This is a genomic window from Escherichia sp. E4385, from assembly GCF_963883145.1.
GTDB lineage: Bacteria > Pseudomonadota > Gammaproteobacteria > Enterobacterales > Enterobacteriaceae > Escherichia.
Window position 1 is genome coordinate 107,935 of record NZ_CAWOOJ010000019.1, and the last position, 15,705, is coordinate 123,639.

At 52.9% G+C, this 15,705-nt stretch carries 9 protein-coding genes and 2 tRNA genes; 5 read left to right on the forward strand and 6 right to left on the reverse strand.

Features of this window, described 5'->3' with window-relative positions:
- Positions 1-74: 74 nt before the first annotated feature.
- Together csdA and csdE are read left to right on the forward strand one after the other, a co-directional pair.
- A complete protein-coding gene (gene csdA / locus AACS80_RS19465; RefSeq protein WP_135495008.1) occupies positions 75-1,280 on the forward strand; it encodes a cysteine desulfurase CsdA in 1,206 nt (401 codons plus the stop codon).
- Complete coding sequence (gene csdE / locus AACS80_RS19470) at positions 1,280-1,723, forward strand: cysteine desulfurase sulfur acceptor subunit CsdE (protein ID WP_130207712.1); 444 nt, start codon at positions 1,280-1,282, stop codon at positions 1,721-1,723. Before csdA ends, csdE begins: the two co-directional genes overlap by 1 nt.
- 56 nt (positions 1,724-1,779) lie before the next feature.
- Here csdE and tcdA read toward each other — a convergent pair whose 3' ends face one another.
- On the reverse strand, positions 1,780-2,586 hold the full coding sequence (gene tcdA / locus AACS80_RS19475) for a tRNA cyclic N6-threonylcarbamoyladenosine(37) synthase TcdA (protein WP_000117724.1): 807 nt from the start codon (positions 2,584-2,586) through the stop codon (positions 1,780-1,782).
- Positions 2,587-2,824: 238 nt separating this feature from the next.
- Positions 2,825-3,922 (reverse strand): murein transglycosylase A, encoded by a 1,098-nt coding sequence (gene mltA / locus AACS80_RS19480; RefSeq protein ID WP_130259363.1) that lies wholly within the window; start codon positions 3,920-3,922, stop codon positions 2,825-2,827.
- A gap of 208 nt (positions 3,923-4,130) precedes the next feature.
- On the opposite strand from mltA, the gene AACS80_RS19485 reads away from it, so the two are divergent.
- Together AACS80_RS19485 and AACS80_RS19490 are read left to right on the forward strand one after the other, a co-directional pair.
- A tRNA-Met gene (locus AACS80_RS19485) sits at positions 4,131-4,207 on the forward strand.
- Between the two features lie 34 nt (positions 4,208-4,241).
- A tRNA-Met gene (locus AACS80_RS19490) sits at positions 4,242-4,318 on the forward strand.
- Positions 4,319-4,391: 73 nt separating this feature from the next.
- Here AACS80_RS19490 and amiC read toward each other — a convergent pair.
- On the reverse strand, positions 4,392-5,645 hold the full coding sequence (amiC, locus tag AACS80_RS19495; protein ID WP_044189882.1) for an N-acetylmuramoyl-L-alanine amidase AmiC: 1,254 nt from the start codon (positions 5,643-5,645) through the stop codon (positions 4,392-4,394).
- A 231-nt stretch (positions 5,646-5,876) separates the two neighbouring features.
- Between amiC and argA the strand changes: the two genes are divergently transcribed.
- Positions 5,877-7,208, forward strand: coding sequence for an amino-acid N-acetyltransferase (gene argA, locus AACS80_RS19500; protein WP_130207716.1), 1,332 nt, complete (start codon positions 5,877-5,879; stop codon positions 7,206-7,208).
- 237 nt (positions 7,209-7,445) lie between these two features.
- Here argA and recD read toward each other — a convergent pair whose 3' ends face one another.
- Genes recD through ptrA form a run of 3 tightly spaced genes read right to left on the reverse strand, consistent with a single transcriptional unit; the run spans position 7,446 to position 15,695 of the window.
- Positions 7,446-9,272 carry an exodeoxyribonuclease V subunit alpha gene (gene recD, locus AACS80_RS19505; RefSeq protein ID WP_131162008.1) on the reverse strand — a complete coding sequence of 609 codons (1,827 nt, stop codon included), beginning with the start codon at positions 9,270-9,272 and terminating at the stop codon, positions 7,446-7,448.
- Complete coding sequence (gene recB, locus AACS80_RS19510) at positions 9,272-12,814, reverse strand: exodeoxyribonuclease V subunit beta (RefSeq protein ID WP_135410333.1); 3,543 nt, start codon at positions 12,812-12,814, stop codon at positions 9,272-9,274. Before recB ends, recD begins: the two co-directional genes overlap by 1 nt.
- Complete coding sequence (gene ptrA / locus AACS80_RS19515; protein ID WP_135410334.1) at positions 12,807-15,695, reverse strand: pitrilysin; 2,889 nt, start codon at positions 15,693-15,695, stop codon at positions 12,807-12,809. The genes recB and ptrA overlap by 8 nt, the downstream gene beginning before the upstream one ends.
- Positions 15,696-15,705: the final 10 nt, after the last annotated feature.

The window sequence follows — 15,705 nt, forward strand, 5'->3', positions numbered from 1 at the left end:
TTCCGATGGTTAGCACTCACCTTGTTTCAAAGTGAATTTTGCGTCACGATCGGCGAATCAAGCCGAGGAGTCTCATGAACGTTTTTAATCCCGCGCAATTTCGCGCCCAGTTTCCCGCGCTACAGGATGCGGGCGTTTATCTCGATAGTGCAGCGACCGCACTCAAACCCGAAGCTGTGGTTGAAGCAACCCGGCAGTTCTATAGCCTGAGCGCCGGAAACGTCCATCGCAGCCAGTTTGCCGAAGCCCAACGCCTGACCGCACGTTATGAAGCTGCACGGGAAAAAGTAGCGCAATTGCTAAATGCACCGGATGATAAAACTATCGTCTGGACGCGCGGCACCACCGAATCCATCAACATGGTGGCACAATGCTATGCCCGTCCGCGTCTGCAACCGGGCGATGAGATTATTGTCAGCGTGGCAGAGCATCACGCTAACCTCGTTCCCTGGCTAATGGTTGCCCAACAAACCGGAGCCAAAGTAGTGAAACTGCCGCTTAATGCGCAGCGGTTGCCGGATGTCGATTTATTGCCGGAGTTAATTACTCCCCGTAGTCGAATTCTGGCGTTGGGCCAGATGTCGAACGTCACTGGCGGTTGCCCGGATCTGGCGCGAGCGATTACCTTTGCTCATTCAGCCGGGATGGTGGTGATGGTTGATGGTGCTCAGGGCGCAGTGCATTTCCCTGCCGATGTTCAGCAACTGGATATCGATTTCTATGCTTTCTCTGGTCACAAACTGTATGGCCCGACGGGTATCGGCGTGCTTTACGGCAAACCAGAACTGCTGGAAGCGATGGCACCCTGGCTGGGCGGCGGCAAAATGATTCACGAAGTGAGTTTTGACGGCTTCACTACTCAATCCGCGCCGTGGAAACTGGAAGCCGGAACGCCAAATGTCGCTGGTGTCATAGGATTAAGCGCAGCGCTGGAATGGCTGGCTGATTATGATATCGACCAGGCAGAAAGCTGGAGCCGTAGCCTGGCGACGCTTGCAGAAGACGCTCTGGCAAAACGTCCAGGCTTTCGTTCATTCCGCTGTCAGGACTCCAGCCTGCTGGCCTTTGATTTCGCGGGTGTTCATCACAGCGATATGGTGACGCTACTGGCGGAATATGGTATTGCCCTGCGCGCCGGGCAACACTGTGCTCAACCGCTGTTGGCAGAATTAGGCGTAACCGGCACCCTGCGCGCCTCTTTTGCGCCATATAATACAAAGAGTGATGTGGATGCGCTGGTGAATGCCGTTGACCGCGCGCTGGAATTATTGGTGGATTAATGACGAACCCGCAATTCGCCGGACATCCGTTCGGCACAACCGTTACCGTAGAGACGTTACGCGATACTTTCGCGCCATTGACGCAATGGGAAGACAAATATCGCCAGCTGATTATGTTGGGGAAACAGCTTCCTGCGTTGCCAGACGAATTAAAAGCACAGGCCAAAGAAATTGCCGGATGTGAAAACCGCGTCTGGCTTGGATTTAACGTCGCAGAAAACGGCAGGATGCATTTCTTTGGTGATAGCGAAGGGCGCATTGTGCGCGGTCTGCTGGCCGTATTGCTGACTGCCGTTGAGGGCAAAACTGCCGCCGAGTTACAAGCACTGTCGCCGCTGGCATTGTTTGATGAGCTGGGATTGCGTGCGCAACTTAGCGCCTCTCGCAGTCAGGGGTTGAATGCGTTAAGCGAGGCAATTCTCGCTGCGGCGAAGCAAGCTTGATGTTACACAGATCCTGGTCGGATAAGACACACCAGACGTCGCATCCGACCTAATGTTTACCCCTGACGCGCCGCTTTCGCCATCATCTTCTTTAGCGCATGAGAAACCGCAACAAACCCAAAGGTGGCGGTTACCATCGTCGCGGCGCCAAATCCAGATGCGCAATCCATCCGCTTTGGCCCTTCCGCCGTGGCTTTCATTGCACAGACCGTGCCGTCTGACTGCGGGTACACCAGTGCTTCGGTAGAGAACACGCAATCCACGCCGAGCTTACCTTTACTGTTTTTCACCACGCCGAAATCGCTTTTCAGGCGCTCGCGCAGCTTCGCCGCCAGCGGATCCTGAATCGTCTTCGCCAGATCGGTAACCTGAATCTGCGTCGGATCAATCTGCCCACCAGCGCCACCGGTCGTGACCAGCGGGATTTTATTGCGCCGACAATAAGCAATCAGCGCCGCTTTGGGTCGCACGCTATCAATGGCATCAATTACATACGAATAACCTGCACTCATGTATTGCGCTACGTTATCCGGCGTCACGAAGTCATCTACTACTGTTACACGGCACTCAGGGTTAATCTGGCGAATGCGCTCCGCCATTACTTCCGCTTTTGCCAGCCCGACATTATCGCGCAGGGCATGAATTTGCCGATTGGTATTGGTGACGCACACATCATCCATATCAATAAGCGTGATTGCGCCAATCCCCGTGCGCGCCAGCGCTTCCGCAGCCCAGGAACCGACACCACCGATACCCACCACACAAATATGCGCATCAGCGAACAGTTGCAACGCTTTTTCACCATACAGACGCGCTGTGCCACCAAAACGCTGACGCCATGCATCACTAATTACAACAGACATAGCACCTCAGAATTAAAAAGGGCGAGGTTATCCCTCACCCTAAACGCATAAATGCCTGATGCGCTACGCTTATCAGGCCTACATAACTCCTGCAATATATTGAATTTGCATGATTTGTAGGCCGGATAAGGCGTTCACGCCGCATCCGGCATGAACAACGCGCACTTAGTCAACAATCAGGATGTGAGGTTATTCCTCACCCTGCCTTATCCGTAAAAACGGCATACAGAATATCACATCAGCCGCTAAAGACGTTACCTGCGCCCGGGGCGGTTTTCAGCACCCAGACACGTCCATAGTGGTTGTACCAACCTGCGCGATGTCCGGCTTCCGGTCCAATCCCCTGGTAGATATCGAAGTGTTGGCCTTTGATTGCACCACCGACATCTAACGCCACCATCAAACGCAGTTCGTACTGACCGTTAAATTTGCCGTTATTATCCAGCAGCGGCACTTCTGCCAGCAAGGTTGTACCTGGCGGGATAATGGAACGATCGGAGGCAACTGAAGCGCGACCAACCAGCGGCACCGCACTTGCCCCTTTCACCGGTGCAAAAGACTGCGGTTTAAAGAAGACGAAAGACGGGTTCTGTTCCAGCAGCTCGCGAACTTCGGCTTCACTGTGTGTTTCACCCCAGTGACGAATCGCCTGCATCGACATATCTTCTTTTTTCACTTCGCCACGATCGATCAACACCTTGCCAATACTGCGATAGGCATGACCATTCTTTCCGGCATAGCTGAAGAAGTTAAGCGGACTGCCATCACCAAAGTCGATATACCCACTACCCTGCACATCCATAATGAAGTTATCCATCAGAGAGTTGCTGTAAGCGAGGATGTATTTATCGCTCAATGCTCCCGCGTAGATCTCCGCGCGAGACGGCAAACGCCCACGTTTTGGCGGCATTCGATAAATAGGATACTGGAACTCGCCCTGACGAGTATGGCGCGCCTGAATCACCGGCGTGTAATAGCCCGTAAACTGTACGTTACCGTAATTATCCGTACCTTCCATCTGCCAGGCGTCAATGCCGAACTGGCGCATATTGCGGGTATCACCGCCTGCACGCAGCCACTCCTGCACGGCGTTATAAACGCTACTCTGGTTGCCATACAGACGCGGCGACGCGTTGCGGATATGGTTAATTTGTTCGGCAAAATCACCGGCGTTAATCGGCGCGCCAACAGCATCTGGTTGGTTCACCAGAGAGAAAGGCTGGGTAAATTTCCCGTCTTTATATTGTTGTCCGCGATCGGTTGGTTTGGAGGAGCAGGCGGCCAGTATCGTCACAACCGCGCCCATAAGAAGGTACTTTACCCAACGTCCTTTCATTGTTCTCTTCTTCAGGTTAAAAAATAAGGCGTTAATGAAGATAACAAACCGTCGCCTTTAATGAAATCCGTAGTATTCCCTGATGCAAATTTTGCACAAAAAATAGACTTCAATGCTTTGTTTTTGTTCAAAATCATGCCAAATCCGTGATCAGAGTAAAAAAAAGGTTGCATGAAAACGCGAGCGGAGTATAGTGCGCATCCACGGACGCGGGGTGGAGCAGCCTGGTAGCTCGTCGGGCTCATAACCCGAAGGTCGTCGGTTCAAATCCGGCCCCCGCAACCAATTAAAATTTGATGAAGTAATAGCAGTACGGTGACGCGGGGTGGAGCAGCCTGGTAGCTCGTCGGGCTCATAACCCGAAGGTCGTCGGTTCAAATCCGGCCCCCGCAACCAATTATTGAACACCCTAACGGGTGTTTTTTTGTTTCTATTCTCCCATAAAAAAGCGCCATTCAGCGCCTTTTTATCATCCTCTTCTCGCCAGCGTCGCCCCATCGGCAAAATACGCTTTAATTCCCGCAAGAATAGACTCCGCAACTTCCTGCTGGAAAGTCGCCGTTTTCAATTTGCGTTCTTCCTCAACGTTACTGATAAACGCCGTTTCGACCAGAATGGAAGGAATATCTGGCGCTTTCAGCACAGCAAACCCGGCCTGCTCAACCTGATTCTTATGCAGTTTGTTGATTTTCCCCAGCTTATTTAGCACGGCCTTACCAAACTTCAGGCTGTCGGCAATGGTCAACGACTGCACCATATCGAACATGGTGTGGTCGACATAGCGGTCGCCGCTTTTGCTCACACCACCAATCAAGTCCGAGGCGTTCTGGGTTTGTGCCAGATATTTTGCCGCAGTACTGGTTGCGCCTTTGGTAGAGAGCGCAAACACCGAGGAACCGCTCGGCTGGCGACTGGTAAAGGCGTCGGCATGAATAGAGACAAACAAATCAGCACGCTGTTTCTGTGCTTTTGCTACGCGCACTTGCAACGGAATGAAGATGTCTTCATTACGCGTCATGTAAACCTTCATATTGCCCTCTTTCTCGATCAGAGAGCGCAGACGGCGAGCTATTTGCAATACCACGTCTTTTTCGCGCGTTTTGTATTTCCCCACCGCGCCGGAGTCTTCGCCGCCGTGGCCAGGGTCGAGCATAATGACAATCGGACGATCGCGCCCGGCCTTGCCTGGCTGTGGGCCACTCTGCGCTGGCGGCACCTGCTTTTCGAGGTCGCCTTTGTTGTAATCTTCCAGCAGCGCCAGCAATGGGTCTTGCATGTCCTGAGCATTGGCCGGATAAAGGTCCATCACCAGACGTTCTTTAAACCCGGCGACCGGCGCGAGGGCAAACATCTGCGGTTTTACATTTTGCTTTAACTCAAAAACCATCCGCACGGTTTGCGGATCAAATTGGCCGACGCGTGCCGACTTGATGAACGGGTCGTCAGCGCGGATTTGCGCAGCCATCCCCTTGAGCACCGAGTTCAGGTTTACATCTTCGATATCCACCACCACGCGTTCAGGGTTACTCAACGCGAACTGCTTATATTTCAGCTGACGATTTGATTCTACCGTCACGCGGGTGTAGCTGGACGCAGGCCAGACGCGCACCGCCACGACCTGGCTGACCGCAGCCAGACTCACCTGGCTTACGCTCAATAGCCACATGGCGCCCGCGCCTTGCAGTAAACGACGACGGCTGATTGCAGTGTTGGATCCTGACATGCCTCTCCCGAGCAAAAGAAATCTAAGCTGTGTAACAAGTAAACGACCAATTTGACCGGAAACTTTAGCGAAAGACGCATAATCTGTCATCTATAAAACGGTAAACATTCTATTTATATTCACGGTATTACTGATAAAAAAGTCGCACTCGCATAAAATTTGCACTTGCGCACGGCGAAAAAACAGAATAAAAATACAATAATTTCGAATAATCATGCAAAGAGGTGTGCCGTGGTAAAGGAACGTAAAACCGAGCTGGTCGAGGGATTCCGCCATTCGGTTCCCTATATCAATACCCACCGGGGAAAAACGTTTGTCATCATGCTCGGCGGAGAAGCCATTGAGCATGAAAATTTCTCCAGTATTGTCAATGATATTGGGTTGTTGCACAGCCTCGGCATCCGTCTGGTGGTGGTTTATGGCGCACGTCCCCAGATCGACGCAAATCTTGCAGCGCATCACCACGAGCCGCTATATCACAAGAATACGCGCGTGACCGACGCCAAAACGCTGGAGCTGGTGAAGCAGGCTGCGGGTACGTTACAACTGGATATTACCGCTCGCCTGTCAATGAGCCTCAACAACACGCCGTTGCAAGGCGCGCATATCAACGTCGTCAGCGGCAATTTTATTATTGCCCAGCCGCTGGGCGTGGATGATGGTGTGGATTACTGCCATAGCGGGCGCATCCGGCGGATTGATGAAGAAGCGATTCATCGCCAACTGGACAGCGGTGCGATTGTGCTGATGGGGCCGGTGGCGGTTTCGGTCACTGGCGAGAGCTTTAACCTGACCTCGGAAGAGATTGCCACTCAACTGGCCATCAAACTGAAAGCTGAGAAGATGATTGGTTTTTGCTCTTCACAGGGTGTCACTAATGACGACGGTGATATTGTCTCCGAACTTTTCCCTAACGAAGCGCAAGCGCGGGTAGAAGTCCAGGAAGAGAAAGGCGATTACAACTCCGGTACGGTGCGCTTTTTGCGTGGCGCAGTGAAAGCCTGCCGCAGCGGCGTGCGTCGCTGTCATTTAATCAGTTATCAGGAAGATGGTGCGCTGTTGCAAGAGTTGTTCTCACGCGACGGTATCGGTACGCAGATTGTGATGGAAAGCGCCGAGCAGATTCGTCGCGCAACAATCAACGATATTGGCGGTATTCTGGAGTTGATTCGCCCGCTGGAGCAGCAAGGTATTCTGGTGCGTCGTTCTCGCGAGCAACTGGAGATGGAAATCGACAAATTCACTATTATTCAGCGCGATAACACGACTATTGCCTGCGCCGCGCTCTATCCATTCCCGGAAGAGAAGATAGGTGAAATGGCCTGTGTGGCAGTTCACCCGGATTACCGCAGTTCATCAAGGGGCGAGGTTTTGCTGGAACGCATTGCAGCCCAGGCGAAGCAGAGCGGCTTAAGCAAATTGTTTGTACTGACTACGCGCAGTATTCACTGGTTCCAGGAACGCGGATTTACCCCGGTGGATATTGATTTGCTGCCGGAGAGCAAAAAGCAGTTGTACAACTACCAGCGTAAATCAAAGGTGTTGATGGCGGATTTAGGGTAAGCGATGGAAATCGCCAGATGCGACATGCGTAACACTCGTAGGCATGATAAGACGCACATGCGTCGCATCAGGCATCGGCACTCATCGTCGGATGCGGCGTGAACGCCTTATCCGACCGACGGAAAATCAAAGGTGTTGATGGCGGATTTAGGGTAAGCGATGGAAATCGCCGGATGCGACATGCGTAACACTCGTAGGCATGATAAGACGCACATGCGTCGCATCAGGCAATCACATTTATCCCCGCGAACCAAACAACGCTGCCAGCCCGCTACGCCGCTCGGTGCGCGTAGCGATTGCCGCACTTAAAATGCGTTCATCGGCATACAATGACAAACGCCGACGCGCGCGGGTCACCGCGGTGTAAACCAGCTCTCGCGTTACTACCGGCGTGCGTTGGCTCGGTAAAATCAACGCCGCATGGTCGAACTCCGATCCCTGCGATTTATGTACTGTCATCGCCCACGTGGTTTCGTGCTCCGGCAGGCGACTCGGTTGCACCGACTTGATATTGCCATCCGGCATTGCAAACCAGACGCGCGTCCCCTGCCCGCGATCCAGAGCGACACCGATATCACCATTAAACAACCCAAGCGCACTGTCATTACGGGCAATCATCACCGGCCGGCCTTCGTACCAGCGCGAGTGCGGATGACGATGAATTTTGCGCTTCTGTTGCATAAACTGTTCAATTCGCTCATTCAGTCCTGCCACGCCAAACGGCCCTTCCCGCAGGGCGCACAAAAGCTGATACTCATTGAACGCCTGAATGATTAAATCCGGCTCGGCACGTGCCTGAAGCAGATCCAGGTAGCGTCCGTAACCCGCAAGAGCTTCCTCAAGCATCGCAATATAATCTTCGCCGCTCTGTAAAAGCCGTTTTTCGATATCAGTAAAATCCTGCTGAAAAACTGTTTTCACTGCCGTCTTATCGCCACGATTAATAGCCGCCGCAAGCTGACCAATGCCAGAGTTGCTGCCGAAACGGTAACTCTTTTGCAGCAGGCAGAGACTATCGCGCAGTGATGCCGCTTCTGTGCCGCTTCCCGCCGGAACGTGGCTTCCCGTCAGGCGGCTCAACTGCCCGGCACGCTCTGCGGTAAAGCCCGCATTGGCATAAGCACAGATATCGCCCAGCACAGCTCCAGCCTCAACGGAGGCCAGTTGATCGCGATCGCCGAGGAAGATCACTCGCGCATGATCGGGCAAGGCATCGATCAGCCGAGACATCATAGGCAGATCAATCATTGACGCTTCATCCACCACCAGCACATCAAGATGCAGCGGGTTACCCGCATGATGGCGTAAACGCTGGCTACCTGGCTGCGCGCCCAGGAGGCGGTGCAAGGTGCTGGCGTCTTCTGGTATGCGTTTCTTTTGTTCATCGGTCAGCGGTAACTGGCGCAGAGCCTTGCCGAGAGATTCTGTTAAGCGTGCGGCAGCTTTCCCCGTTGGCGCAGCCAGGCGGATACGACAGCGTTCACCGTCGGCCATCTGAATTAACGCAGCCAACAACTTCGCCACGGTCGTCGTTTTACCTGTGCCGGGGCCGCCGGAAATTACCGAAATGCGCCGCGTCAGTGCCACTGCTGCCGCCACTTTTTGCCAGTTAACTTCATCACCAGGCGGAAAGAGTTTATCCAGCGTTTGCGCCAGCAACGCTTCATCCACCTCGATGGCATGATTCACCTCATTGAAGAAGCGCGCCACCGTACGCTCGTTACACCACATGCGATTCAGATAAAGGCGATCGCCACAGAGGATCATCGGCGTTGGTTCATCTCCCCGGCTGACCGCTTGTGAAGCCAGCAAGCATTCTTCCCAATTTTGTAGCTCACCGATTTCACTGACACAGGTCGCCAACAGCGGATGCGACGCCTCGTTATTTTCCAGTCGTGAAAGCGGCAAACAGACGTGTCCCTCTCCGGCATCATGACTTAGCAGTGCCGCCGCGAGGGTGACGGCAGGATGTTCATCTCCCGCCACGGTCAGGGCAAATTGCACATCCAGCGGGCGTAGCTGTTTGTGCTCCACAGCTTCCAGTAATTGCTTTTGCAATTTCATTACGCCTCCTCCAGGGTCATACCGGCAAACATCTCATCCATCAGGTCAATCAACTCGGCGTTGGGTCGGGTCGCGTAGATCCCTTGTTGCGGATGTTCTTTATCAACGCCACGCAGGAACAGATAGATAACGCCGCCAAAGTGACGATCATAGTTGTAATCAGCAATGCGATGGCGCAGATAACGGTGCAGCGCCAGGGTATAAAGCTGATATTGCAGATCATAGCGGTGTGCCTGCATCGCCGCTGCCATAGCCTGTTGGGTGTAAGCCGAACTGTCTTCACCCAACCAGTTGGATTTATAGTCGAGCAGGTAATAACGCCCTTCGTGGCGAATCACCAGGTCAATAAAACCTTTTAACATGCCGCGCACCTGCATGAACTCCAGCGGCGGGCAGCCTGCGGATAGCGGGTCAAACTGGCGGATTAACGTATCAAACTGACTGGCGATAAGCGGTTCACTAATCGGCAGATAAAACTCCATCTCCACCTGTTTATCGCGGTCGGAAAGCTGATTCAGGCTAACACCCGTTTCATTGAGTGGCGCCTGAAGAATAGCGGTGATCCACTCAGTTAACACAGGTTCCCAGTGCGCTTCAAAACCGCCAAGCTCCAGTTTTTCCCGCACCCAGTTCGGGTCAACCGGCTGGGTAAAATCCAGGTCTTCAAACAAACTGTGCAAGAACGTCCCCGGTGACGCACCGCGCGGAAACTGATGTGGTGTTAACGTCGGTTCTTCAACGACGCTGGCAACGCCTGCAGCATCGACATCCAGCCGAGGCATCAAATCCTGGGCGATACCGTGACCACGCTGTTGCAAACCAGAGTAACTGGTGACGCGCCAGTTATCGCCGGGCAATCGTTGTAACGTCCTGGCATTCAGTTCTGCAGTTAAAGCATCATTAACCTGCCAGGGTTGGTTATCACCAGTTTGTGCCGTTTGCCAGGCTATATCATCATCGCACAATGCTTCAATACAGGCGCGAAGCCCTGCCGCATCTTGCGGTTCACCTTTTTGCAGCAAGCGCCCGAGCGCACTTTGATGAACGTCGGTGTCACCTTTTTTATCGCCACGACGGCGCACCAGCGGCGCAACACCGAGACTGCAATGCCAGACCGAACGCGTGAGCGCCACATAAAGCAAACGCAGATCTTCAGCCAGACGTTCGGCTTCAGCGAGATCTACGCTTTCTGGCGCAGCGTTAAGATCCAGAACTGCTTCAAACGAGCCTCGATCGTGATAGAACGCCTGATCCTGTACACGGAAATTGGTGATAAACGGCAGCCAGACCAGCGGATATTCCAGCCCTTTCGATTTGTGGATCGTGACGATCTGCACCAAATGTTTGTCGCTTTCGAGGCGCATTTGTTGGCTGGAGGCATTACTGTCTGGCTCAAGGATATGTTGCGATAACCAACGAACCAAAGCATGTTCACTTTCCAGCTGCGTTCCCGCTTCTTGTAGCAGTTCGCTGATATGCAAGATGTCAGTAAGACGCCGCTCGCCACCTGCCGTTGCCAGCAAGTTTTCTGCAATGTTACGCGCCGACATCAGCGCCCGCAGCATTGGCATGACGCCGCGTTTGCGCCAGATTTGCCGATAACCATCGAACTCTTCGACTACCGCATCCCACGCATTTTCGTTATTGTTCAGCGTTTCGATATCCAGCGCGTTCAGCCCCATCATTGACGTTGCCAGCGCACTACGCAGGGTGTTCTCACGTTCGGGCGTCATCACCGCCTGCAACAACCAAAGCATTTCCTGCGCTTCCAGAGTTTCAAAAACACTGTCGCGGTTCGAAAGGTAAACGGAAGGGATTTCCAGCAACGTTAAGGCATCGCGCACCTGGGCGGCCTCCTGGCGGCTGCGCACCAGCACACTGATGTCCGAGGCACGTACCGGACGTGCATCATCGCCGTTCATCAGCAACGCTTCCCCGCGCTGCCCGGCCTGTAACCAGTCGCGGATTTGCGCGGCACATACCTGCGCCATCGTACTTTGATAATCGCCAACGCCGCAGCTTTCGCCTTCCATCAACCACATTTTCATCGCTGGCTGCGTTTCACCTTTAAATACAAAACGCAGTGCCTGATTTTTCCCGGCAGATTTCACAGGAATAAACGGTATTTCGCGAAACATGAACGCGTCATCAATCTGGCTGAAAAGCTTGTTTACGCTGTTCACCATTCCTGGTGAAGAACGCCAGTTGGTATCTAAGGTGTAGTGCGCGTGAACTTCGCTACGCGCCTTCATATAAGTGAAGATATCCGCACCACGGAACGCATAAATGGCCTGTTTCGGGTCGCCAATTAGCAGCAATGCGGTTTCCGGCTGATGGTGCCAGATACGGCGAAAAATCCGGTACTGCTGCGGGTCCGTGTCCTGAAATTCGTCGATCATTGCCACCGGGAATCGCGTACGGATCGCTGTCGCCAGAGCCTCACCGCTTTCGCTACGCAGCGCGGAATCGAGCCGACTTAACATGTCGTCAAAACCCAGTTCGCCACGGCGACGTTTTTCACGCGCTACCGTTTCGCGGATCTCAGCCAATGCGCGGGTGATCACCAGGTCGCGGATCGACAATGGTTCTGCAAGCAGTTGATCGATCGCCTCAAACAGCGGATGTCGCGGGGTTTCTCCCCCGGCTTTCGTGCGATCTTCTAAGAAACGCTGAGAGAATTTTTCCAGCGACTCTGGCAACTGATAACTGTTTGTCTCTTCTTCTGCCCAGGCACTAATCTTGTCTATCCATTTAGCCTGATTGCTACGGTTAAACTTGCGTCGATCAATGCCAGAAGATTCGATCAGCGCATCCAGTTCACCCACTGCGTCGCGCCACTGCTGTTTTACCGTATCAATACGCGCCACAATTTGCGCGTGGCGGGAAGCCAGCGTTTCATCATCGGGCGGCGGTGCTTTGATAACCGGTGCTTCGCCTTGCAAATAACGATTAATATCGCGCAGTAACGCCTGCGGCCCTTTCCAGGTTTCAAACACTACCTGAGCAATTTCACGCGGTAACGGGTAGCAATGGCGACGCCAGAAATCGGCGCAGGCCTGGTAGCGCAGTAACGATTCATCTTCAATCAGTTGCTGCTCAAACAACATGCCGGATTCAAAGGCATTCAGGTTGAGCATACGCTGGCAAAAACCGTGAATGGTAAAGACTGCCGCTTCATCCATCTGCCGTTCGGCTAACAGCAACCACTGCGCGGCCTGTGCTTTATCGTCGATCTCTTCCAGAAGGCGTGCATAAAGAGGATTGTCGGTGGTTTCACGCAAACAGGCGATGCGCAACTCGTGGATATTGCTACGGATACGACCGCGCAATTCTGCAGTGGCAGCTTCGGTAAAGGTCACCACCAGCAGTTCTTCAACGGTAAGCGGGCGGGGAAAGGCGGCAGAACCGCCTAGTCCAAGTAACAGGCGCAAATAGAGCGCCGCAATCGTAAAGGTTTTGCCTGTGCCGGCAGAGGCTTCAATCAGGCGCTCGCCCTGTAAGGGCAAGCGCAAAGGATCTAGAGTCTCGGCGACATCACTCATTCTTTTCACTCATCAGGGGCATTGTTTGCTGCAACGCGCTGACGTTCTCCCACACTTTCCAGCCTTCAGGGTGTACATATTCTGCTTTCCCATTCTGGCTGCCGGAAATCTGCGACAGGATAGCCATGCCTTGCGGCTCGACTACCGCCTGATGGAAGAAATCGGCCAGTTTTTGCGGCGTCAGCAGTTTAATCTGGGCTACGATTTTATCACGCGAATCGAAGCGCATATTGCCGCGATCGAAATCTTTACTTAACTTCGATGCTTCTTCGCCGAGTGTTTGCGGTGCCTGCAGCATCTGGGTAATAACCGCCTGCTGGATTTGCGCAAACTCTTCTGGCTTCATCGCCCGCAATTTCGCTTCTGCTGTCGGGAAAAACGCCTTGTAACGCTCCCACAGGTACGATGGCTGTTTTTCGTTGCTTTGAAGCAGGAAGCCCATGCCCCACTGACGCCCTACGCTCATTGGGAACGCGAACACGGCATAGCCCAACTGTTCTTCGGTACGCAACTGATTGTAGAACCACGGCTGTACTATCTGCCCCAGCAGAGAACTATATGCTGAACTGGTGTATTCATCGTAGCCAGTCGGTACAAATACCGCTGCCAGCGCAGAGTCGGTGCTGTTACCGGCTTTTTCAAAGATGACGGATTGTTTTTTATCAACCAGTACATCTTTGTTACGACACCACTCTGAGCCATCAGCGCCCAACTGTTTTTGCACATCGCGCGCCAGCGTTGTTGCCTGGGCTTCAGTCATGTTGCCAATAACCATAAACTCTGGTCGAGCCCCTGATTTTAAGGCGTCGCGATAGGCCAGCACCTCTTTCAAGGTAATGGAAGGCAAAATTTTGCGCCTTTCATCACGCGAGAAGTAAGGCACCTGGGAGAGCATCTGCGCAGGCATAATCGCCTGCTCAAACGCTTTGCCCTTTTCTGCGGAATCCATCATTTGGTTATACCAGGATTTTGCCTGCTCAAGCTGATCTTCCGTAGCGGTATAGCTAAAGTACCCCTCGAGCAATGCCTGGAACAGCTGCGGCAGACGCTGGGTGTAACCATTAGCATTAACCATTAGGCCGTTGTTAGCATTGGTGGAAAAACTAATGCCGCCAACCGACGCCTGGTTGCTTAACTGATCAAGCGACAGCCCTGCGAGATAATCATTGAGCGCAAACATCACCTGATTGCGGGCGCTGTCCATGGCTTTCGGATTACGCAAAATCAGGCTGACATCGGCTTTTGGCTCGCTGGCAAAATAACGGCTCGGCGCATACACCACACGCAGGTTCGATTCATCCACGATCAACTCTGGATGGTCGTATTTCTTCTCTGACTTAATCAGCGAGAAATCGTCAGGAATATAGGGGTTAAGCTCCGGTAAGGAGAGCGCAATATTGGCGGCTTTTTGCTGCCAGTCAGCGAAAGTTTGTTCGCTGATTTTATCGACCTGATAAGGCGCATCGACAAAATAAGCCGTTTTATTGTGCGGCTCTTTCGGGCTGATATACCAGATACGCGCATTCTGTGGCGTCATCATCGCCAGACGTTCTTTTACTGCTTTAGCATCATACCGATCGGCAATATTGACCGCGTCCAACGTATGCGCCACAGGAACGCGAATCATGGTGTCCGCCAGCCATTCGACGTAATCCATATCACGGGTGATTGACGGATAACGGAAGTCGATATCCAGCACATTCGCCAGTTCATCGAAGTATTGTTTATCAATGCCTTTTTCACGTAACAGATTGAGATAGCTAAAAATTGCCGCCACAACCTGATCGCGATTCGCCAGGCCTTTATCGGTTAAAGAGGCTGAGATCGCTAAAACGCCGCTGTTGCCGTTGACGATAGGATCGGAGTTGGCGCTAATGCCCTCAACCAATCCCTGTTTTTGCAGCCAGTCGGAAAGTGTACCTGGGCTGCGATTACCAATCAGATAGGTAATCAATTCATCCGTTTTACTACGGAATTTCGCCGAGTTGTTATCAATACGAAACTCGACGCGCAGCACTTTACGCGGCAACGCCGGAACATAATGAATGATAATGCCCTTTTGCGCGTCGGTGACTACCGGTACGGTGATTTCCGGTTTTTTGCTCTCTTTGTTCGGCACGCGACCAAAAGTGTCCGCCGCCATTTTTGCCAACTCCGGCAACGGTTTATTACTGTAAATAACCGCCTTCATCAGATTGGCGGAATAGTACTTCTCGTGGAAATCTTTCAGCGCCTGCTGCACCGGATTACCAGGTTTATCGCTTAAAGTTTCGAGGTTACCACCAGAAAACTTTGAACCGGGGTGTGCCGGGTTAATGGTTTCTGCGCTGACCTGTGCCATGCGCATCCCGTCACGCGTACGCGCCATGGTTAATTCGGCATTCACCGCATTACGCTCACGTTCGGCATATTTCTTGTCGAGCAAGGGTTCAGCGATAGCATCGGCCAGGCGGTCTACCGCACCAGGCAAGGCGTCGTTCTCAACTTCCAGATAGAAAGCCGTGCGATACGGCGCCGTGCTGGCATTGTGACTGCCGCCGTGCATTTTGAGATATTCGGCCAGGCTATCAGCTTGAGGGTATTTTTTCGACCCCATCAGACTCATGTGTTCAAGGTAATGCGCCAGCCCCTGATAAGCCTCGGGATCTTCCAGCGACCCAACGGGCACTACCAGCGCCGAAAGCGATTTAATCGCTTGCGGGTCAGAAACCAGCAATACCACCATACCGTTATCCAGACGTATAGCCTGATACTGGCGGTTATCTTTATCGCTTTTACGGATGGTTTCCTGAATCGGCTGCCATCCCGTTTCTGCCTGACTTAAGGGTGCCCAAAGGGCAACAAACAACAATAATGCTTTGAACCAGGTGCTGCGGGGCATTCACGGACCT